The organism is Arthrobacter sp. TMN-49 (assembly GCF_054511095.1).
The window spans coordinates 1-19966 of sequence record NZ_JBTNDH010000052.1 but is presented as its reverse complement, the minus strand read 5'-3'; the positions used below and the strand labels follow the sequence as shown (position 1 = coordinate 19966).

Sequence of the window (19966 nt, the reverse complement as noted above, 5' to 3'; positions counted from 1 at the left end):
TTTACTCACAACTCACAAGCAAAACCCCTCAACTGTCCACGAGGGTATGAGACATAGTGTCTACGAAGGTCCGAGACAGAACCGTCCAATAAGGTATGCGACATAACAGGACGAAATGGTGCTGATTTTGCCGATTTCTGTCCAGCAGCTGCGACACACATCGAAGTCACGGTGAGGGCGTGGGCACAAAACCGTCCACCAGGCGGGAACGGATCAGGAATCGTTTACCCTCGGGCGCCTCAACGGAGAAGCCGCTGCCACGCCCGGCCACCACGTCAACGCTCAGGTGCGTGTGGGACCAGTAGTTGAACTGTTCCCGGGACATCCAAAACTCCACGGGACCGCATTCGGGGAGCTGGAACAGGCCCAGCAGGATGTCCGCCTCGGCCGTGATGAACTCGCCCGCCGGATAACACATGGGGGAGGAGCCGTCACAGCAGCCCCCGGATTGGTGGAACATGAGCGGGCCGTGGATGCCCCACAGTTTTTGCAGCAGTTCCACGGCCGTGCCACTCAAGGCAACCCGGGAGTGGGTCTCGCCCGGGATGGTGATGGCGGCATCCAGAGTTGCGGGGGTGGGGTCCATGGAAGTGCTCCTTAACATGGTTGGCGCCTGCTCCCCAGGTGGGACGGCGGCAGCTCACTTTTTACGTCGAAGGTGAGCTGCCGCCGTCGAACCCGGGAAAGGTGCGATAGGGTTCCGGAAAAACCAGCCATTGCTGCGATAGCGTCGGCTAAAAATGCGCCATTGCTGCGATAGCGTTCCGGGAGGGGTTAGTAGGCGATGACGACGCGGCCGTCGATCGCCCCTGCCTTCATCTCGGCGAAGACCTCGTTGATCTCGCCCAGGCTGCGGGTGGAGACGGTGGGGTGGATCAGGCCGCGGGCGTAAAAGTCGATGGCCTCCTCCATATCCTGTCGGGTGCCCACGATGGACCCCCTGATGGTCAGGCCCTTGAGGACAACCTCAAAGATGGGGGCCGGGAAGTCACCCGGCGGCAGACCGTTGAACACGATGGTGCCGCCGCGGCGGGTCATCCCGATGGCCTGACCAAACGCTGCCGGGTGAACGGCTGTGACGAGCACGCCGTGGACGCCGCCGATCTGGCGTTGAATGGCCTCCACCGGATCCTCATCCCGGGCGTTGACGGTGATCTCGGCGCCGTGCTTGCGGGCCAGGGCCAGCTTGTCCTCGGCAACGTCCACGGCGGCCACGCGCAGCCCCATGGCCACGGCGTACTGGACGGCAATGTGCCCCAGCCCGCCAATGCCGGAGATGACAACCCACTGGCCCGGGCGGGCCTCGGTCATTTTCAGGCCCTTGTAGACGGTGACCCCGGCACACAGTACGGGGGCGATCTCCACGGGGTCGGCGCCCTCGGGGATGCGCGGTGCGAACTCGGCATCCACCAGCATGTACTCCCCAAAGGAGCCGTCAACGCTGTACCCGCCGTTTTGCTGGGATTCGCACAGCGTCTCCCAGCCGGTGCGGCAGTATTCACAGTCACCGCACGCGGTCCACAACCAGGCGTTGCCCACACGGTCCCCAATGGCCAGGGAGGTGACGCCCTCGCCCAGGGCCACCACGTCGCCCACCCCTTCGTGGCCGGGCACAAACGGCGGGCTGGGCTTGACCGGCCAGTCGCCCTCGGCCGCGTGCAGGTCCGTGTGGCAGACGCCGCTGGAAATCAGCTTCACGAGGGCCTGGCCCGGTCCGGGGGTGGGTAGCGGATACTCCTCAACACTGAGGGGTGCGCCGAACTCTTTGACAACTGCTGCATGCATGGTGGTCATGAAATTCTCTTTCGTAAAAGTGCTGCTGGTTAGCGGGGGTGCGCCGGGCACCTGCTGGCGGTGCCCGGCGTCGTGCGTGGAATAGGGTGCGATAGCGTTCGGTGAAATCACACCATTGCTGCGATAGCGTCGCCCGGTAGGGGTTAGAAGAAGCCCAGCTTGTCCTCGCTGTAGCTGACCAGCAGGTTCTTGGTCTGCTGGTAGTGGTCCAGCATCATGGCGTGGTTCTCGCGGCCAATGCCGGAGGACTTGTAGCCGCCGAACGCAGCACCCGCGGGGTAGGCGTGGTAGTTGTTGACCCACACGCGCCCGGCCTGGATCTCCCGGCCTGCCCGGTAGGCCACGTTGCCGTTGCGCGACCAGACACCAGCGCCCAGACCATAGAGGGTGTCGTTGGCGATGTGCAGGGCGTCGGCGTAGTCGTCAAAGGTGGTGACGGCCAGGACGGGCCCGAAGATCTCCTCCTGGAAGATGCGCATGTCATTGGTGCCCGCAAAGATGGTGGGCGTGACGTAGTAACCGCCAGCCAAATCCCCGGGGAGGATGTTGCGCTCGCCGCCGGTGAGCAGTTTGGCGCCCTCCTGCTTGCCGATGTCAATGTAGGAGAGGATTTTTTCCATCTGGTCGTTGGAGGACTGGGCGCCGATCTGGGTGTCGGTGTCCAGCGGGTTGCCCTGGATGATGGCTTCGGTGCGGGCCACGGCGTCGGCCATGAACGCCTCATACATGGAGGCCTGGACCAGCGCGCGGGACGGGCAGGTGCACACTTCGCCCTGGTTGAAGGCGTAGAGGGTGAAACCCTCCAGCGCCTTGTCGTAGAACGCATCGTTCTTCGCCATGACGTCCTCGAAGAAGATGTTCGGGCTCTTCCCGCCCAGCTCCAGCGTGACCGGGATCAGGTTCTGGGACGCGTACTGGCTGATGAGCCGGCCCGTGGTCGTCTCGCCGGTGAACGCGATCTTGCGGATGCGCTTGCTGGAGGCCAGCGGCTTGCCGGCCTCCACCCCAAAGCCGTTGACCACGTTGATGACCCCTGCCGGCAGGATGTCTGCCAGCAGTTCCATCAGGACAAGGATGGAGGCGGGCGTCTGCTCCGCTGGTTTAAGCACGACGGCGTTACCCGCAGCAAGTGCCGGGGCCAGCTTCCACACGGCCATCAGGATCGGGAAGTTCCAGGGAATGATCTGGCCGACCACACCCAGCGGCTCATGGAAGTGGTATGCCGTGGTGTCGTCATCGAGCTGGGTGAGGCTGCCTTCCTGGGCGCGGACCACGGAGGCGAAGTAGCGGAAATGGTCGGCCGCGAGCGGAATGTCGGCGTTGAGGGTTTCCCGTATGGCCTTGCCGTTGTCCCACGACTCCGCGACGGCCAGGAGCTCCAGGTTCTCATCAATCCGGTCTGCAACCTTGTTCAGGATGGCCGCACGTTCGGTGGCGGATGTCTGCCCCCAGCTCGGGGCCACCTTGTGGGCGGCGTCCAGGGCGAGTTCAATGTCTTCGGCCGTGCCGCGGGCCACCTCGCAAAATACCTTGCCGGTGACGGGGGTGATGTTCTCAAAGTACTCGCCCTTGACGGGAGCAACCCATTCGCCCCCAATCCAGTTTTCGTAACGGTCCTTGAAGGTGACCTTGGCGCCGGGCTGGCCGGGCTGTGCATAAACAGTCATTGTCTAAACTCCTCTGCGTGGGGGACGTCGATGTCCTTGTCCATGAGAGTACGTGCGGCAACGTTGCACGCACGTTGCATGCGCTGTGGTCACACTAGTCTGGGATCCTTCTATATATGTCAACAGTTCTGGACTTAGTTGCTCAGGAAGACCGCTCTCGGCGGTGTTGCTGATATTTTTCAAGCATGAAGAGCACCGCATTGCCGTTGCTAACCCCCGGGCAGGCTCGACAGCATTCTCTTCCGCTGGTCTTCCTTGCGGGGGCGGCTGTTGGCGTCCTTGGCGGCATGATCGGTTTGGGGGGAGCTGAATTTCGCCTGCCATTGTTAATTGGCGTGTTCGGTTTTGCTGCACTACAGGCCATCATTATGAACAAGGCCATGAGCCTGATCGTCGTCATTACGGCCCTGCCAGCCAGGCTGTTCGCCGTCCCCCTTGGAGAGCTTTCCCCTTACTTGTATATTGTGCTGAATCTTCTGGCGGGGAGCCTTGTCGGGGCATGGATCGGGGCGCACTGGGCTACCCGACTCAAGTCAAAGACATTGTTCCGGGTCATTGCGGTTCTATTGGTCCTGATCGCAGGGCTTCTATTCGTCACGCACTTCCTCGTCATTGATCCGCCGATGATTGACCCGATACCGCGCACGATCCTTGGCGTGGTTGCAGGGGTCCTTATTGGTGTTGTCGCTGCGCTCATGGGTGTTGCTGGGGGTGAGCTGCTGATCCCAACGATCGTGCTGCTTTTTGGCACCAATATTAAGATCGCCGGCAGTCTTTCCCTGGCCGTTTCACTACCAACGATGCTCGTTGCTTTCGCCCGTTTTAGTAGGGATCAAAGCTTCTCAGTGCTGGGTCAGAGCAAGCCGTTCCTGGTCACGATGACGTTGGGATCTATTGCGGGAACCATTCTCGGCGGGTTGCTCTTGGGCGTAGTCCCCACCTTGGTCCTCATCCCCTTGTTGGTACTGCTCCTGCTCCTGTCCTCGATCAAGGTCTGGAATCACGACTAGGAGCCGCTGAAACCGGTCCTGCTGTCATACCAACAGGGCCTCCGTGACGTTTGCGGCGCCGGAAGGAAGTAGCACGATTGACCTTAGGGTCCGGTAGATCTGCCGGGTGATGTAGCGTTTGAGGCTGCGGATGATTTCTTTCTTCGTTCGGCCTTGGCTTGTCCGGTTTGCGACGTAGTCCTTGGTTGTTTGGTCCCAGTGAATCCTGCTTAGAGCGATGGTGTGGAGCGCTTTATTGAGCTGGCGGGCTCCCTCATGATCGAGTCGGTAACGGGTTGTGCTCCCCGAAGATGCCGGCACCGGGCAGGTTCTGGCCAGGGCTGCGAACGCCGCCTCTGATCGAACTCGCCCTGGATGCGACCAAGCGGTAAGAATGATCGCCGCGTTGACGGGGCCGACACCAAAAACTTCCAGCAATTCGGGATGTTCAGCCTGTATCAGGCGTTCAAGTTCAGCCTGAATATGCCTCAGTTGTTCTGTCAACGTGATGATTCGGCTCGCCAGTCGTACTGCTTCGCGACGGCTGATTTGCAAGCTGAAGTCCTCTTCTCGTTCCCGCCAAGCTGCCACCGCATTGATCTGGGTGACTGACAGTGCTTTTCGCACATCCACTCCCAACTCCACCGTTCGCAGCAAAGTGTTCAATGAATTGATCGCCGCCGTACGTTCACGAGACATTGATGCCCTGGCAGTCGTCAACACCCGCAAAGCTAGTTGGACACCATCGGCCCGTGGATCTCTAGCTTTCTCGATAGGGATCCCCATCGTGGTGCGGACAGCCCGCGCCGCGTCGATGACATCTGATTTGCCTCTAAACCTCCCTACCCTGCGGTTCGGGAAGGGTGCTTCCATGACCTGAAACCCGGCGTCGGTGGCCTGCTGCCGGAATTTGGCGCCATAGGAACCAGTACCTTCCATCGTCAGCAGAATGTTCTCCGTGGTCCCCTGAGAACGTCGTCGTATCCAGGAAAGAGCTCGGTTGCCTCCTGGAACGGTGAGAGGGAAGGTTTCGTTGGCGATTTCCTCACCAGTGATGGTGTTGATGATCGCGAAGGTATGCGTTTTTGCGTGAGTATCAATTCCTACGACGAAACTGAATTTTTCGGCAACGATGCTCATGTTTCCTCCAATATCGACGGTTGCTGTCAGTCGTGGGAAACATCGAAAGGGGTTACCGCTTGGCAGGTCTGTAGTGAGCCACACCAGTGTTCATGGCGGGCAGGCTTCCTATCAAGCCAGGGCAGTAGACAGAACCGATGCTGAACCCGGCCCGGGCGGACATATCCAAGACAGCGCACTCACACCAAGCGGAGGAGGCAATTCCATGGGTGAGTCACACCCGAACCAAGCCACAACACCAGACTGCCAGTCACTGACAGATCAACCAACAATATACTTACAGGCATGGGGAATGAATGGTTGATCAATGTGTTTGCCGCGCTGATAGTAGTCCTGACGGTGGGAACCCTCGTGGCAGGCTGCGTGTTGCTGCGGGCCATGGCCGGAACGCGTGGCTGGAATATCTATCTGGGGGCCGTTGGTGTGGCCATCCTTGGTGTCATCGGGGCTCAGGCCAGGATCTATCGGCTCACGGGGGTGTCCGGGGAGTCGTGGAACAGGACGAATCAGCTCAGCGACGAGGCGGAGGTTTACCTCTCGTTGTATCTCCACGGCCCACTGCTCTGCCTTGCCATCATCTTTGTGGGTGGTTTGTTGCTGTACTTTTTGGGGAAAACTGCCGCACAGGACCGGGCTGCGCAGGTACAGCCCGCCACCCCCTCGAACTGACCCGCAGAAAACGCCGAAAAAAGTCGATTTCTCGACGTTTTTCGGCGTTTTCTGCGGGTCAGTTCGGGTGGGGGCGTTTGAGTGTGGCGTTTAAGTGGGGTTAGGCTTCCAGCGCTGCCAAATGAGCCACGACGGCGGAGCGCTTGGGTGAGCGCGGCGGAAGGAGGCGCAGCGCTGTGCGCCAGGCCTCGACGTCGTCGGCTGTTTCGGGAAGTTGCAGGTACGTCAGCAGCACCTCGGGGCTGGCGTCGTTGAGAATGGCTTCACGGAGCTGGATGCCCAGCCGGGTGCGGAGGCCCTCAATCTCCGGCGCCCCCGAGTGCGGCATGACCTCGCCGCGATAAATGTTCAGCGCCAGCCTGTGCGCGCCACGGTCCAGGTAGTTGCGCACCTGCTCGGCATCCACCACCAGTGGCCGGGGCAGCCGGTAGGGGCGGGAGCCGGGCACCAGGGTGGGGGCGGCGGACATTAACAGTTTGCGCAGGCGCACCATCTCGGCCCGGATGCTGGTCAGCGACGTGCCCTCCGGGTAGACCTTGTCGCTGAGTTCCTCGGCGCTGAGCCCGTCGGGGTGCAGGGCCAGCACGGAAAGGATTTCGGTGTGCCGTTCACTGAGCGTCAGGGCCTCCCCCGCAACATGCAACAAGCCCTGGTCCCGGCCCAGGATCTGCAGGCTGTCGCGGTAGAGCGGCTTGTTGGAGCTGCTGACGGGGGCCGCACGCTCCACCCGCTGCTCCAGGCGGTGAATGCGCAACTGGGCCTGTGCCGCGGCCACTGTTGCCTGCACCAGGGAAAGAGTATTGGCGCCCACGGCCTCGGGCCCGCCCGTGATGTCGACAATGCCCAGGATGGAGCCCGAGTCCGGGTCGAAGACGGGCACCGCCGTGCAACTCCAGGCGTGGACGGCCGGGTTGAAGTGTTCTTGCCCAACAATTTGCACGCTTTTGCCTAGCACCAGTGCCGTGCCGGGGGCGCTGGTGCCAACAACAGTTTCGGACCAGTCGGCGCCCGTGGCGAAATTGATGTGCTCACCGTGGCGGCGGGCAGCGGAATCGCCCTCCACCCACAACAAACGCCCGTGCTCATCGCCCACGGCAATCAGCAGGCCGGTGTCGTGACTGGGCTCGACAAGTAATTTGGTGATGACGGGCATGATCGCGGCCAGGGGGTGGTCGCGGCGAAATTCGGCCAGTTCCCTGCTTTCCCACACCACGGGCGGGGCAAGCCCGGCGGGAGTGCTCAGGGCGTCCATGGAGCGCCGCCACGACTCGCGCACCAACGGCCGCAAGGCTGGCAGATCGGCAAGCAGGGGGTGCGTCGGGGGCATCAACTCTCCAAAACCACAGCGTCAATGATGGAAACGGCCCACTACGTCCATATTTGTGCCGCAGATCACCAGCATAGACCAGCTAGCTGGGGATGGGGCCGCCCGTAGCTTCGTCACTGGACAGATAATGCCGCTCCCACGGTGGGAAGCGGCATTATCTGTCCAGTCAGCGTTGCCGGATGCTCCGGCGGCAGCTCGTTAGTGCGCGGATTCCGGTTCCTCGCTCAACTCCTGCGCATCGGCAGGGACGTCGGTGAGGGTGGCCAGCTTGGCACCCTCCACATCCACGTCCGGCAGGATCTTTTCCAGCCAGGCCGGGAGCCACCAGGCGGTCTTGCCCAACAGGTGCATGGCGGCCGGAATGATGGTCATCCGCACCACGAACGCGTCAATCAAGACACCAAACGCCAGCGCAAAGCCCAGCGGGCGCACCATGGTCAGGTGGCTGAAGATGAATCCGGAGAACACGCTGATCATGATGATCGCGGCGGCCGTGACCACCGGCGCGGCATGCTTGAAGCCTGTACGCACGGCCTGCTTGGCGTCCTGCCCGTGGGCGTATGCCTCACGCATGCCCGAGGCAATAAACACCTGGTAGTCCATGGCCAGACCGAACAGGACGCCGATCAAAATGATCGGCAAGAAGCTCAGCACCGCGCCAGGATTGGCCACATCGAAGATGCCACCGAGCCAGCCCCTCTGGTACACGGCCACCACGCCGCCAAACGCCGCCACCAGGGAAAGCAGGAAGCCGGCTGTTGCCAACAGCGGCACCAGGATGGAGCGGAATACCAGTATCAGCAGCACCAAGGAAAGTCCGACGACGATGGCCAGGTAAGGCGGCAGTGCCGCCCCCAGCTTCTCCGAGACATCAACGTTGGCGGCCGTCTGGCCTGTCAGGCCGATGGAGACGTCGTGGTCGGCCTTGATGGTGGCACCCGTCGCACGCAGCTCGTGGATCACCTGGACCGTGCTTTCACTGGCCGGGCCCTCGGTCGGGACCACTTGGTAGACGGCCGTGCGCAGGTCATCGCTGACCATGACCGGAACGGCGGCCTTCACGTTGGGAACCTGCCGGAGCTGGTCGGCAACATCGAGGTTCAGCTCGGTGGCGCTGGTCTTGTCCAGGCCCGACGGCAACGAGCCCACCACAATAATGGGCCCGGTCATGCCTTCGCCAAAGTTCGTGCCGGTGATGGAGTACGCCTGGTAGGCGCTGGAATCGACGGGTTCGGAGCCGCCGTCGGGCAGCGCCAAGCGCAAACCCGCCGCCGGGATGGCTATGACAGCCAAGGCCACGACGGCGCTGACGAGGGCCACCACGGGGTGCTTAGTGACCAGGCCACCCCACCCCCTGGCGCTGCTTCGAATGTCTGCGGCTTCATCGGCGGCAGCCTTCCCCGAGGCATCCAATCCTTCCAATGTGGCGTCGTGCTTTGCCGTGGCCGCAGCATTCTTGGCCCACGCCCGCCGAGAGATCAGGCGGGTGCCGATCAGGGACAGCAATGCCGGCGTCAGTGTCAAGGCAATCAGGACGGAAACGGCAACGGTTGCCGCGGCGGCCAGGCCCAGTATGGCCAGGAAGGGCAGCCCGGTGACGGACAGGGCAGCCAGGGCAATGACAACCGTCAGGCCGGCAAAGGTGACTGCGTTGCCCGAGGTGCCGGTGGCTTTGGCGATGGATTCACGCATGTCCATGCCCGCCAGGAGCTGTTGGCGGTGCCTGTTGACGATGAACAGCGAGTAGTCGATGCCCACAGCCAGGCCAAGCATCAAGGCAAGCATGGGGGAGATGGAGGACATCTCAATGACAGTTGTCAGTGCCATCGTCCCGCCCACGCCCACGCCAACGCCAACAATGGCCATGAGTAGCGGCAAGCCCGCGGCAACAAAGGTGCCCAACATGATCAACAAGACAGCAGCGGCCACGGCAATGCCCACCACTTCCGAAATGCCAAACAGCTGTGAAACGTCCTCGGTGATCTCCTTGCTGTAGGAGACTGTGACGGCGCTGGAGTCCAAGGTGTTTAACTTGTCCTGGACCAGCTGCCGGTTGGTCGGGGTCACCGCGTTCATGGACTCGGTGAACTGGATCTGGCCAATGGCAGCCTTGTTGTTCTCGGCGACAAAGAGCACGCCCGCCGCAGCATCGGCCGTGCGCTGGCCTGCCGTGAGCTCTGCCTGCTTGGCCGCCAAGGTGGCCTGCCCCGCCTCATATTTGGCCATTCCGGCGTCAAGCTGATCAATACCCTTTTGCCATTCTGCGCGCTGAGCGTCCAACTGGGCCTGCGCGGCGACAAGGGGGGCCAAGGCGGCTTCGGGGGCGCCGGCGACCTGCGTCTTTTGGGCATCCAGCTGGGTCTGGCCGGCATCGAGCTGGGTTTTCGCATCAGCGAGTTTTTTCGCGGAGGCATCCAGCGTGGCCTTGGCGGCGACAGCCTGTGCTTTCCCGGCAGCCAGCGCCCTGGCGCCGTCAGCCAGCTGAGCGGCACCGTCAGCCTTCTGGGCAGTCGTCAGGAACGGGTCGATGACACCCTTGACAGTGGGGACGCTTGTCACTGTTTTCAGGGCGGCGGTGATCGCCTTTTCCTGATCGGGTGTGAACGTTTCACCGTTGCTGGTGGTGAACACCACCGAGCCCGTACCACCGGATGCCTCGGGCAGGTCGGCCTGAAGCTTGTCGGCCATCTGCTGGGTTTCGGTGCCCGGAATCTGGAAGTTGTTGGACATGGGGCCCATGAACAATGCTGCCGCGCCGCCCACCACCCCCATGATGAGCGCCCACGCGGTGATCACAAGCCACACGCGTCGGGCGGAGAACCGTCCGAGTTTATAGAGCCAAAGTGCCATGGTGCATCCATTCTCTTGATGTCTGCGCAGGCAACGCGCCGACCGGTTGGAACTCTAGTGCGTGAAGCCGTTGCGAATGTGGGAGATGGTGCTGTCCAGGAAGTTGCGCAATTGCGTCAATGACTCGGGCGTGATGTTGTTGCCGTGTGCTTGAAACCACACCTGGAACGCGCCGCGGCAACTACCCACAACAGCGCCGACAAGTGCATGCAAATAGAGCTCATCGGTGCCCGGCGGCAGGCGGTGCCGGGCCATATCGGTGATTTTGAGGCTGCATTCATCCCAGGCTTGGAGCTGGAAGCGGCCCAGCTGCGGGTTTTGGGTGAGCACGAACGTCTCGGCCATGATGGCCAGGTCGCGGGCGCTGCCCACCGCCGAAAGCGCAATCTGGGCCGACTCCAGCAGGGGCTCATGGGCCGGTCTGGACTCAAGTTCGGCGATCACCTGGTCAAGGTAGTTTTGGGTGAAACTGGCAACAGCTGCTTCCACGGAGGAAAAGTAGTTGAAGAAGGTCCGTCGTGACACACCCGCAGCCGCGGCGACGTCGTCCACCGTGAAGCTACTGAGCTCGCTCTTGCGCAGAAAATCAAGGGCGGCGTTGGCAATCGCATCCCGGGTGGCGGCCTTGTTCAGCTCGCGGCGGGAGGGTTGCGGATCGGGTACGTGCTGGTGCGTGGAAAGGGCAGAAGAACTCACATCTCTACACTAAGTGCAAGTTTGCACTTAGTGCAAGCTGTGTGGCGGGTCTTCTGCAACAAGCAGCCGGCCACACAGCGTGCACGAGGGACTATGAGGGGATGTGTACCTGGGCGTTTTGGGCGAGGTAGGCGGACTGGCCCGTGGCGCCCGGCTGGCCCTCGCCGAGCGGGATGGCGTACACGGCCGTGCCATAGGCGCACACCTCTGTCCAATTGCCACCCATTTCGGAGGTGTCAAAACGGGTGGCCACAATGGCGTTGGCACCCTTTTGTTGTGCCTCCTTGACCATGCGAGCCACGACTTCTTGGCGGCTTTCATACAGCGCCTTGGTCATTTCCGGCAGCTCGCCGCCGCCCAGGGCGCGGAAGCTGGCCGTGAACTGTGCACCGATGTGGCGTGAACGCACTGTCAGGCCCATGACTTCGCCAAAGATGGCGTCGATCTTGTAGCCGGGCAGGTCGTTGGTGGTGACGATGATCATTGCAGTCCTTTGTGTAGGGCTTTGTACTGTCTCGCACGATCCTACGGGGTCTTCCTGAATGTAAAACTCCCGCCGCGGCGACGATCCAGTGATCGCCGCCGGGGCGGGAGTTTTGACCAGCCAGCTAGCGGGCCGCCTCGAAAGCGGCGCCACCGCCGGGCGCTTAAGCGTTGGCGGTTTGGCGCTTGGGCTCAAGGTCAGCGGCGTCGTCGCTCGTATTCAGCTCGGCCAGCGCGTCATCGGCGTCATCGGTGAACGGGTTGCCGTTGCGGGGCATGTTGTACAGTTCCTCATCCAGAATGCCCTGGCGCTTGGCGACGATGGTGGGTACCAGCGCCTGGCCGGCCACGTTGACAGCTGTGCGGCCCATGTCCAGGATGGGGTCGACGGCAAGCAGCAGCCCCACACCGGCCAGCGGCAGTCCCAGCGTGGACAGCGTCAGCGTGAGCATGACGACGGCGCCGGTGGTGCCGGCGGTGGCCGCTGAGCCCAGCACGGAGACCAACACAATGAGCAGGTACTGGCCGAGATCCAACTGGATGCCGAAGAACTGTGCCACAAACACGGCTGCGATGGCCGGGTAGATCGCTGCGCAACCATCCATCTTGGTGGTGGCACCCAACGGCACGGCAAAGGAGGCGTAGGCGCGCGGAACGCCAAGGTTGCGTTCGGTCACGCGCTGGGTCAGCGGCAGGGTGCCGATGGAGGAGCGTGAAACGAAGGCCAGCTGAACGGCAGGCCAAACACCTGAGAAGTATTGCTTGATGGACAGGCCGTGGGTCTTGATCAGCACGGGGTACACAGCAAACAAGACAAGCGCCAAGCCAAGGTAGATGGCAAGGGTGAACTTGCCCAGCGAGCCAATAGTGGTCCAGCCGTAGGTGGCCACGGCGTAACCGATCAAACCAACAGTTCCGATGGGCGCCAGGCGGATGATCCACCACAGCACCTTCTGGATCACGGCCAAGGCTGAACCGTTGAGCTTCAGGAACGGATCTGCCGCCTTGCCCACCTTCAGGGCCGCAATACCAACCACAATGGCGATGACAAGGATCTGCAGGACATTGAAATTGAGGCCCGTGGTCAGGGCGCCCGACTCGGCGACCTTGGTGGAAGCGCTCAGACCCAAGAAGTTGGAGGGGAACAGGCCAATGAGGAAGGCCCACCAGTCACCGGACTTGCCGGTGTATTCCGACGGCGTGGAGGTGCCGGTGCCCGCCCCGGGCTGGAACAAGACACCCAGGGTGATGCCGATGGTCACGGCGATCAAGGAGGTGATGGCGAACCACAGTAGGGTGTTCCAGGCCAGGCGCGCCGCGTTGGTGACCTCACGAAGGTTGGCGATGGAGGAAACCACTGCTGTGAAGATCAACGGCACAACAGCGGCCTTCAGGATAGAGATATAGCTGTCACCGACCGTGCTCAGGGTGGTGACAAGGCCATTGGGGTCGGTCTCCGGGTCGCCGCCGAGCTGGCGGGCCATCAAGCCCAGAATGAGGCCGGCAACAAGACCGGCGATGATTTGTACGCCGAAGGAGCTGGCCCAGCGGGGCAGCTTGGACACTTTGGCAGTGCTCGCTGTGGAAGTCATGCACCCACCGTAGGTGCGGAACAATAACATGCCGAAATTAGTGTTTCCCCGTGCTACGCATAGCAAAGTTGATTGATACGCGGCTTGCGGACGCCGCGGAGGGAAAGAGACGGCGCTCACGCAAAAGGACGGCGCTCACGTAAAAAGATGGCGTTCTACCACCGGCTTATTACGCGAGTACCGTCCTTTTTGCCCCACCGGGCGCAGCTACGCCTGGAGCAGGGCCATCTGCAAGGTGTCAAGACCCACCGAGCCAAGATTCAAGGCCCGGGTGTGGAAGTCGCGCAGTGAGAAGGCGTCGCCGTCGCGCAGGGTCCGCGCGTCACGGATGTCCTCCCAGAGCCGCTGACCAATCTTGTACGACGGCGCCTGTCCGGGCCAGCCGAGGTACCGGTTGAACTCAAACTCCAGCTGACCGGCGGAGATGTCAAGGTTTGCGCGCAGGAACTCCATCCCCGCCTCAGCCGTCCAGGTCCCGGTGCCCCACAGGGCGGGGATGGGCAGCTGGAGGTGGACGCCAATGTCAAAAACCACCCGGGCGGCGCGCATACGCTGGCCATCGAGCATGCCCATCCGCTCGCCCGGATCGGCAAGGTAGCCCAAATCATCCATGAGCCGTTCGGCGTACAACGCCCAGCCTTCGCCATGCCCGGACACCCAGCACACGTTGCGCCGCCAGTCGTTGAGCAGCCCCGACTGGTAGATGGCCGTGGCCACTTGGAGATGGTGGCCCGGCACGCCCTCATGATAAACAGTGGTTGTTTCGGCCCAGGTGGTGAAGGAATCCTCACCCTCGGGCACCGACCACCACATCCTCCCGGGCCGGGAGAAGTCCTCCGAGGGGCCCGTGTAGTAAATGCCGCCGTCCTGGGTGGGGGCAATACGGCACTCCAGGGCGCGCATGACCTCCGGGATGTCGAATTGTGTGCCGGCCAGCTCGGCCATGGCCGTGTCGGAGAGCTGCTGCATCCACGCCGTCAACGCCTCCGTGCCATGGAGGGCGCGGGCGGGGTCGGCATTCAACACGGCCTTCGCTTCTGCAATGGAGGCGCCCGGGGCAATCAGGGCGGCCACTGCCTCTTGCTCGGCAATGATGCGGGCCAGTTCCGCCACGCCCCAGGCGTACGTTTCCTCAAGGTCTACGGTTGCGCCAAGGAATTGCCGGGACGCGAGTGCGTAGCGTTCACGCCCCACCGCGTCGGCCACGGGTGCTGCCGGCAGCAGTTCCTCGCGCAGGAACTCCACCAAGACGCCGTAGCCTGCCCGCGCCCTCTCGGCGTTGGCGAGCAACGCGTTGGCGAGGTCGGCGGGGAGGCTTGCTCCGGCGTCGTCCGGGGTAGTGGACTCGAGTGCAGTGGACTCCGTGGTAGCGGACTCGAGGCCGGCGGTCGTGGCTAGGGACACAAAGTAGCCCTCGGGTCCGGCATGGCGTTCGCACTGCTCGATGACAGTCAGAACTTGCCGCCGGGCAGCCACCAGGCCGCGCTGCGCACCGGCCCGCAAGGAGGCGATGTACCCGTCAACGGCGCCTTGGACATTGTTCAGCCGGGCAGCAATATGTTCCCAGTCGGTCACCGTGGCGGTGGGCATCAGGTCAAAAATGGCCCGAATCTCTTGCGCCGGGGAGGCAATATTGTTCAAATCCGCCAAAAGCCAGCCGCTCTCGTGGAGCTCCAACTCAAGGCCCAGCCGCTCCTTCATGGCGTGCAGGGTCACCGTGTCCACGGAATCCGCCGGTGCTAACGCCGCCAATGCCGCTAAGGCCTCCCGGGTTGCCTGCGCGGACGCCGCCAAGCCGGCGGGGGAGTGATCGCGGTACTCGCTTTCACGCCCCGGCCGGCCCAACGCCGTGGCGAATCCCGGATCGAGCTCCAGAAGCGTCTCGGTGTAAGCGTTGGCAAGCTGATCTATGGCTGTGGTGGCCCGGGTGACGGGCTGTGTGGGCAAAGTCATACCCCGAGCCTACCGCCCCGAACGCCGCCACGAACCGGCGCCGGGCTTGGGCGGCAGTTTCAACTGTGCCTGCCGGGACCAATGCCTGGTGGGAGTCTTGGCCTCCGGCGCGCCGGCACTTGTTTGCAGGGCCAGCACGACGGCGGTCACAGCGGCCAGCTCTTCGGCAGTGGGATCGCCCTTGGTGACTGTGAGCAGGCGCTCGACCGCCGGGGTCTCGACAGCAGCCGGCTGGGTATCCGTCACAGCGGGATGTTCCCGTGCTTCTTGGCAGGCAGGCTGGCACGCTTGTCGCGCAAGGCCCGCAGACCCTTGATGAGCTGGATGCGGGTGTCGGAGGGGGCGATGACGGCGTCCACGTAGCCAAGCTCGGCGGCCTGGTACGGGTTGAGCAGCTCGTCCTCATAATTGCGCACAATCTCGGTACGGCGGGCTTCAACGTCACCGCCGTCGGCCTCCACGGCGGCAAGGTCGCGACGGTACAGGATGTTCACGGCACCCTGGGCGCCCATGACGCCGATCTGGGCTGTGGGCCAGGCCAGGTTCAAGTCCGCGCCAAGCTTCTTGGAGCCCATCACAATGTACGCTCCGCCGTAAGCCTTGCGGGTGATGACTGTCAGCTTGGGCACTGTGGCTTCGGCGTAGGCGTAGAGGAGTTTGGCGCCGCGGCGGATGATGCCCTGGAATTCCTGGTCCTTGCCCGGCAGGAAGCCCGGGACATCCACCAACGTGATGATGGGGATGTTGAAGGCGTCGCAATGGCGGACAAAGCGGGCAGCCTTTTCTGAGGCGTTGATGTCCAGGGTGCCGGCGAACTGCATGGGCTGGTTGGCCACAATGCCCACGGTGTGGCCCTCAATGCGGCCGTAGCCGATCATGACGTTCGGCGCGTACAGGGCCTGCATTTCCAGGAAATGGGCGTCGTCAACGATCTGCTCGATCACTGCACGCATGTTGTACGGGTGGTTGGCAGAGTCGGGGATCAGCGTATCCAGGGCGAGGTCGCCGGCGTCGAGCTCCAGCTCCTGGTCATGGTCGGTGACAGGAGCCTCGGCCAGGTTGTTGGAGGGCAGGAAGTCAAGGAGTTCGCGGACAAACTCGATGGCGTCTGCCTCATCCGTGGCCAGGTAGGTGGAAGTGCCCGTGGTGCTGTTGTGCTGGCGCGCGCCGCCGAGGGTTTCCATGTCCACATCCTCGCCGGTGACTGTCTTGATGACGTCGGGGCCGGTGATGAACATGTGGGAGGTCTTATCCACCATGACAACGAAGTCCGTCAGGGCGGGGGAGTATGCCGCACCGCCGGCGCACGGGCCCATGATCAGGGAAATCTGCGGGACCACGCCCGAGGCGTGCACGTTGTTGCGGAAGATGTCCGCAAACATGGCCAGCGAGGCCACGCCCTCCTGGATGCGGGCGCCGCCGCCGTCGTTAATGCCGACAACCGGGCAACCGTTGCGCAGGGCAAATTCCTGGACCTTGACAATTTTTTCACCGTTGACCTGGCTCAGGGAGCCGCCATAGACGCTGAAGTCCTGGCTGTAGACGGCAATGAGGCGGCCATCGACTGTGCCGTAGCCGGAAACAACGCCGTCGCCCAGGGGTTTCTTCTTTTCCATGCCGAACGCTGTGGAGCGGTGCGTTGCCAGGGCGTCAAACTCCACGAAGGAGTCCGGGTCAAGGAGCAGGTCAATGCGTTCCCGGGCGGTGTTGCGGCCCTTGGCATGCTGCTTCTCAATGGCAGCTTCCCCCGAGGGCTTCTCTGATTGAGCCATCCGGTCGCGGAAATCGGCAATTTTGCCTGCTGTCGTTGATAGGTCGTGGCTCATTGGTACTCCGGCTCAGTAGGTGGAAACTGGCAGCCCTGGCAGTAGGAACCGCACAAAAGGGCAAACTCTAAGTTCATTCTAGTAACGTAGTCCGGCCGTGCGTGTGTAGGAACCCTACAAAGTCGGCCGTTAACAATCGCAGGTTCTTCCACCACAAGCTCCATGGTGGCTGACCGCGCTGTGACCCCCGCCGCGCAGCCGCGGATCCGGCACGGCGGAGCCTGCCGCTGTGCCGGATAAGATTGGGGCCATGACAGGCGCGGCAGTGACACTTAACCAGCAGGCGCTGAAGGCTGCCTTGATGCACCCCGGCGGCCCCTTCGGCCGGGTGGAAATCATTGGCACCACCGGCTCAACCAACACGGACCTGGCCACTAGTGCTGCGGCACCGGATCAGCACTGGCCGGATCTGAGTGTTTTAATTGCCGACGCCCAAGAAGCCGGCAAGGGCCGCCTGGGCCGGGCCTGGGTGGTTCCGGCCGGGTCAGCCATGATTTCAAGCGTGTTCCTGCGCCCGGCGGAGCAGGCCCTATCGGCTGCGGGCAGGACCACGCCTCCGTTTGCCGCCACGGGATACGCCTGGCTGTCCATCCTGGCCGGGGTGGCATTGTGTGAAGCATTGCGCACGCATACTTCAGTCCCCGCCGTGTTGAAATGGCCCAACGATGTGGTGGTGAACGGTCGCAAACTGGCCGGCATTCTTGCCCAACTGGTGCCGGGCACACCGGGCGGACCCGGCGTGGTGGTGGGGGTTGGTGTGAATGTCAGCACCAACGCTGACCAGCTCCCCACCGACCGTGCCACCTCACTGCTGCTGGCGGGGGCCAGCCCGGAATCGCGCGATCGGAACCTGCTGCTGCCCGCCTATTTGAAAGCATTTGCTGCCCTGTACAGCGAATTTGTTGGCGTAGCTGGTGACGCCACGGCGCCCCTGGGGCGTGGCACAGGTGGTGGCAGCTTGAGTGCTGGGCGCAGTCTGCTGGAGCTGGCGGCACACTATATGAGCACTCTGGGTCAGGACGTCCGGGCGGAACTGCCCGGCGGCACCATGCTGGCGGGAACAGCCCTTGCGCTGGGCGCCGATGGCAGTTTGTTGCTGCGCGACGGCGCGGGAACCGTTCACACAGTCAGCGCCGGTGATGTGATTCATCTGCGCCGCACCGCATCCGATGGCACGCTGAAATATGCGTAGTAGCTGGTTGCAGGAGGGGGAGCAGGTGCTCCTCGACGCCCGCCCCCACTCACGTGTTCTTCTCTGGCCCATCACCGTGGGGCTCATGCTGATTCTTGCTGCCTCCGCCGCACTGGCCAAGCTCCAGGCCGGACCCTTCGCCGAATGGGCGCCGCAGGCCGGGCCACTACGCGAACCGGCCATCGTGGTGGTGGTGGTCCTGGTGCTACTGGTGTTGTTGGCTTATCCGGTGCGGCGGGCGCTGAGGTGGTTCTCCACGCACCTGGTCCTGACCAATCAGCGGCTGGTGGTGCGTAACGGGCCGCTGCGTCGCAACGCGCAATTCCATGTCCTGGACCAGATTCAAGAGGTGCGCGCCGTGCAAAACTGGCGGCAAAAGTTGGTGGGCTCGGGGGACCTGCACCTGCACATGTACCGCGGGGCGATGCGCACCGTTAAGGATGTCCCGGCCTGGAAAGACTTCGCCAGTGAGACCCAGCAGGCTTGGACGGCCGCCATGAGAGCGGCCATTCAGCAAACACCCCAACAAGGGGACTAGGCTAGTGACGAACTTATAAGAGAAAAGGAGCTGCGCCAGCTTGGAAGAGACCACTGACCGGCCCGAGCCGCTGCTGCCTCCTGCCTCACGCAACCAAACCAAGGCCCTGGAAACACAGCTGTTGGGCGGCGAGCGGACGCTCAAACGTCGCGACGTTGCCGCCGGAGTTGGCGTATCACTGCTGTCTGCACGGAAAATTTGGCGTGCCATGGGCTTCCCCAATCTGGGCGATGAGGATGTGGCGTTCACCCAGCGCGATCAAGAGGCGCTGCAAATTGTTGTCACCATGGTCCGCGAAGGCTTGTTGACCGAGGAAACAGCCATCTCCGTCACCCGTTCAATTGGCCAAATGACCGACAGGATGGCAGTCTGGCAGATCGAGGCACTGGTTGAGGACTTGGTGGTGGAGCACGGTGTCAGTGACGCTGAAGCCCGCCGCGCGGTGGTCTCGGAACTGCCCAGTCTGATTTCGCCGTTGGAAGAGCTCCTGGTCTACTCCTACCGGCGCCAGCTCAATGCCGGTATTCAGCGCCTGGCGGTGCGTGCCGAGGAAGGGCTGGCAGCCAGTGAGCTGGGGCGCGAGGGCGATGAAGATGACACGCCACTGCCCTTGGCACGTGCTGTTGGTTTTGCCGACCTGGTCAGCTACACCTCCCTGTCTCGACGCATGAATGAAAAAACCCTGGCCAGACTGGTGCAGCGTTTCGAGAATATTTGCGCCGAGATCATCAGTGTTGGTGGTGGCCGACTGGTGAAAACCATTGGCGATGAGGTCCTGTTCAACTGTGAAACACCCGTTGCCGGTGCCCAGATTTCCTTGGCCCTGGCCGAAGCCATGGCCTCCGATGACTTCCTGCCCGAGGCCCGCGTGGCCATGGTGTGGGGTAGGGTCCTGTCGCGTCTTGGCGACATCTATGGCCCCACGGTGAACCTGGCCGCCCGCCTGACCTCCCTGGCCGAACCGGGCACCGTACTGGTTGACTCGGTGACCGCCTCGGCCCTGACCAACGACGACAGGTTCATCCTGACCCAGCTGCCCAAGGAAAACGTGCGCGGATTTGGTGAGATTGCCCCCGTGCTACTGCAGCGCGGCAAGGGCAAAGGCCTGGTCGTCGACTAAGGGCCGTCCGGGCACAGCCTGCGTGATTAGTTCCGTGCAGTACCGTGGTGGTAGAAGTTGCGGCGGGGGCGTTGGGTGGGGTCGATGCTGTAGCTGGGCGTGTACCAAGGAATGCCCTGCTCGAGGCTGA

Annotated in this window: 17 protein-coding genes; 5 read left to right on the top strand and 12 right to left on the bottom strand. The window is 62.7% G+C overall.

Annotated features, from left to right (window positions below):
- Nucleotides 1-166: 166 nt before the first annotated feature.
- The 3 genes from ACX80E_RS16345 to exaC form a co-directional block, all read right to left on the bottom strand.
- Nucleotides 167-586, bottom strand: a complete 420-nt coding sequence (locus tag ACX80E_RS16345; RefSeq protein ID WP_459303116.1) for a DUF779 domain-containing protein — start codon at nucleotides 584-586, stop codon at nucleotides 167-169.
- 188 nt (nucleotides 587-774) lie between these two features.
- Entirely contained in the window at nucleotides 775-1785 is a 1011-nt protein-coding gene (gene adhP / locus ACX80E_RS16340; RefSeq protein WP_459303117.1) for an alcohol dehydrogenase AdhP, read from the bottom strand.
- A gap of 152 nt (nucleotides 1786-1937) precedes the next feature.
- Nucleotides 1938-3461 (bottom strand): acetaldehyde dehydrogenase ExaC, encoded by a 1524-nt coding sequence (gene exaC / locus ACX80E_RS16335; protein WP_459303115.1) that lies wholly within the window; start codon nucleotides 3459-3461, stop codon nucleotides 1938-1940.
- Nucleotides 3462-3646: 185 nt separating this feature from the next.
- Here exaC and ACX80E_RS16330 point away from each other — a divergent pair, with 185 nt between their 5' ends.
- Nucleotides 3647-4471 carry a sulfite exporter TauE/SafE family protein gene (locus ACX80E_RS16330; protein ID WP_459303114.1) on the top strand — a complete coding sequence of 275 codons (825 nt, stop codon included), beginning with the start codon at nucleotides 3647-3649 and terminating at the stop codon, nucleotides 4469-4471.
- Between the two features lie 24 nt (nucleotides 4472-4495).
- Here the strand turns inward: ACX80E_RS16330 and ACX80E_RS16325 are convergent, their stop codons facing one another.
- Nucleotides 4496-5590 carry an IS110 family RNA-guided transposase gene (locus ACX80E_RS16325; RefSeq protein ID WP_459303113.1) on the bottom strand — a complete coding sequence of 365 codons (1095 nt, stop codon included), beginning with the start codon at nucleotides 5588-5590 and terminating at the stop codon, nucleotides 4496-4498.
- Between the two features lie 285 nt (nucleotides 5591-5875).
- Between ACX80E_RS16325 and ACX80E_RS16320 the strand changes: the two genes are divergently transcribed.
- Nucleotides 5876-6259, top strand: a complete 384-nt coding sequence (locus ACX80E_RS16320; protein WP_459303112.1) for a hypothetical protein — start codon at nucleotides 5876-5878, stop codon at nucleotides 6257-6259.
- A gap of 100 nt (nucleotides 6260-6359) precedes the next feature.
- On the opposite strand, the gene ACX80E_RS16315 is transcribed toward ACX80E_RS16320, so the two are convergent.
- From ACX80E_RS16315 to ACX80E_RS16280, 8 genes are all read right to left on the bottom strand, one after another.
- Nucleotides 6360-7586 (bottom strand): helix-turn-helix domain-containing protein, encoded by a 1227-nt coding sequence (locus ACX80E_RS16315; protein ID WP_459303111.1) that lies wholly within the window; start codon nucleotides 7584-7586, stop codon nucleotides 6360-6362.
- A gap of 198 nt (nucleotides 7587-7784) precedes the next feature.
- Nucleotides 7785-10436 carry an MMPL family transporter gene (locus ACX80E_RS16310; protein WP_459303110.1) on the bottom strand — a complete coding sequence of 884 codons (2652 nt, stop codon included), beginning with the start codon at nucleotides 10434-10436 and terminating at the stop codon, nucleotides 7785-7787.
- A gap of 54 nt (nucleotides 10437-10490) precedes the next feature.
- Nucleotides 10491-11132 (bottom strand): TetR/AcrR family transcriptional regulator, encoded by a 642-nt coding sequence (locus ACX80E_RS16305; RefSeq protein WP_459303109.1) that lies wholly within the window; start codon nucleotides 11130-11132, stop codon nucleotides 10491-10493.
- 91 nt (nucleotides 11133-11223) lie between these two features.
- Nucleotides 11224-11616, bottom strand: coding sequence for a YbjQ family protein (locus ACX80E_RS16300; RefSeq protein ID WP_459303108.1), 393 nt, complete (start codon nucleotides 11614-11616; stop codon nucleotides 11224-11226).
- Between the two features lie 163 nt (nucleotides 11617-11779).
- Entirely contained in the window at nucleotides 11780-13207 is a 1428-nt protein-coding gene (locus tag ACX80E_RS16295; RefSeq protein ID WP_459303107.1) for a dicarboxylate/amino acid:cation symporter, read from the bottom strand.
- 207 nt (nucleotides 13208-13414) lie between these two features.
- A complete protein-coding gene (locus ACX80E_RS16290; RefSeq protein ID WP_459303106.1) occupies nucleotides 13415-15160 on the bottom strand; it encodes a DUF885 domain-containing protein in 1746 nt (581 codons plus the stop codon).
- Between the two features lie 9 nt (nucleotides 15161-15169).
- A complete protein-coding gene (locus ACX80E_RS16285; protein WP_459303105.1) occupies nucleotides 15170-15406 on the bottom strand; it encodes an acyl-CoA carboxylase subunit epsilon in 237 nt (78 codons plus the stop codon).
- Nucleotides 15403-16986, bottom strand: coding sequence for an acyl-CoA carboxylase subunit beta (locus ACX80E_RS16280; protein ID WP_459303104.1), 1584 nt, complete (start codon nucleotides 16984-16986; stop codon nucleotides 15403-15405). The genes ACX80E_RS16285 and ACX80E_RS16280 overlap by 4 nt, the downstream gene beginning before the upstream one ends.
- 229 nt (nucleotides 16987-17215) lie before the next feature.
- Here ACX80E_RS16280 and ACX80E_RS16275 point away from each other — a divergent pair, with 229 nt between their 5' ends.
- Genes ACX80E_RS16275 through ACX80E_RS16265 form a run of 3 tightly spaced genes read left to right on the top strand, consistent with a single transcriptional unit; the run spans nucleotide 17216 to nucleotide 19836 of the window.
- Nucleotides 17216-18178, top strand: coding sequence for a biotin--[acetyl-CoA-carboxylase] ligase (locus ACX80E_RS16275; RefSeq protein WP_459303103.1), 963 nt, complete (start codon nucleotides 17216-17218; stop codon nucleotides 18176-18178).
- Nucleotides 18171-18716, top strand: coding sequence for a PH domain-containing protein (locus ACX80E_RS16270; RefSeq protein ID WP_459303102.1), 546 nt, complete (start codon nucleotides 18171-18173; stop codon nucleotides 18714-18716). The genes ACX80E_RS16275 and ACX80E_RS16270 overlap by 8 nt, the downstream gene beginning before the upstream one ends.
- 40 nt (nucleotides 18717-18756) lie before the next feature.
- The gene (locus tag ACX80E_RS16265) at nucleotides 18757-19836 is read left to right on the top strand and encodes an adenylate/guanylate cyclase domain-containing protein (RefSeq protein ID WP_459303100.1); all 1080 of its coding nucleotides are present in this window, start codon (nucleotides 18757-18759) and stop codon (nucleotides 19834-19836) included.
- The last annotated feature ends 130 nt before the right edge of the window (nucleotides 19837-19966 follow it).

Excerpts from the sequence above, each read along its gene's own strand:
- ACX80E_RS16280 (WP_459303104.1), bottom strand. The coding sequence starts at position 16,986 with ATGAGCCACGACCTATCAACGACAGCAGGCAAAATTGCCGATTTCCGC.
- ACX80E_RS16290 (WP_459303106.1), bottom strand. The coding sequence starts at position 15,160 with ATGACTTTGCCCACACAGCCCGTCACCCGGGCCACCACAGCCATAGAT.
- ACX80E_RS16295 (WP_459303107.1), bottom strand. The coding sequence starts at position 13,207 with ATGACTTCCACAGCGAGCACTGCCAAAGTGTCCAAGCTGCCCCGCTGG.
- ACX80E_RS16315 (WP_459303111.1), bottom strand. The coding sequence starts at position 7,586 with ATGCCCCCGACGCACCCCCTGCTTGCCGATCTGCCAGCCTTGCGGCCG.
- ACX80E_RS16270 (WP_459303102.1), top strand. The coding sequence starts at position 18,171 with ATGCGTAGTAGCTGGTTGCAGGAGGGGGAGCAGGTGCTCCTCGACGCC.
- ACX80E_RS16320 (WP_459303112.1), top strand. The coding sequence starts at position 5,876 with ATGGGGAATGAATGGTTGATCAATGTGTTTGCCGCGCTGATAGTAGTC.
- ACX80E_RS16330 (WP_459303114.1), top strand. The coding sequence starts at position 3,647 with ATGAAGAGCACCGCATTGCCGTTGCTAACCCCCGGGCAGGCTCGACAG.
- adhP (WP_459303117.1), bottom strand. The coding sequence starts at position 1,785 with ATGCATGCAGCAGTTGTCAAAGAGTTCGGCGCACCCCTCAGTGTTGAG.
- ACX80E_RS16300 (WP_459303108.1), bottom strand. The coding sequence starts at position 11,616 with ATGATCATCGTCACCACCAACGACCTGCCCGGCTACAAGATCGACGCC.
- exaC (WP_459303115.1), bottom strand. The coding sequence starts at position 3,461 with ATGACTGTTTATGCACAGCCCGGCCAGCCCGGCGCCAAGGTCACCTTC.
- ACX80E_RS16345 (WP_459303116.1), bottom strand. The coding sequence starts at position 586 with ATGGACCCCACCCCCGCAACTCTGGATGCCGCCATCACCATCCCGGGC.
- ACX80E_RS16310 (WP_459303110.1), bottom strand. The coding sequence starts at position 10,436 with ATGGCACTTTGGCTCTATAAACTCGGACGGTTCTCCGCCCGACGCGTG.
- ACX80E_RS16325 (WP_459303113.1), bottom strand. The coding sequence starts at position 5,590 with ATGAGCATCGTTGCCGAAAAATTCAGTTTCGTCGTAGGAATTGATACT.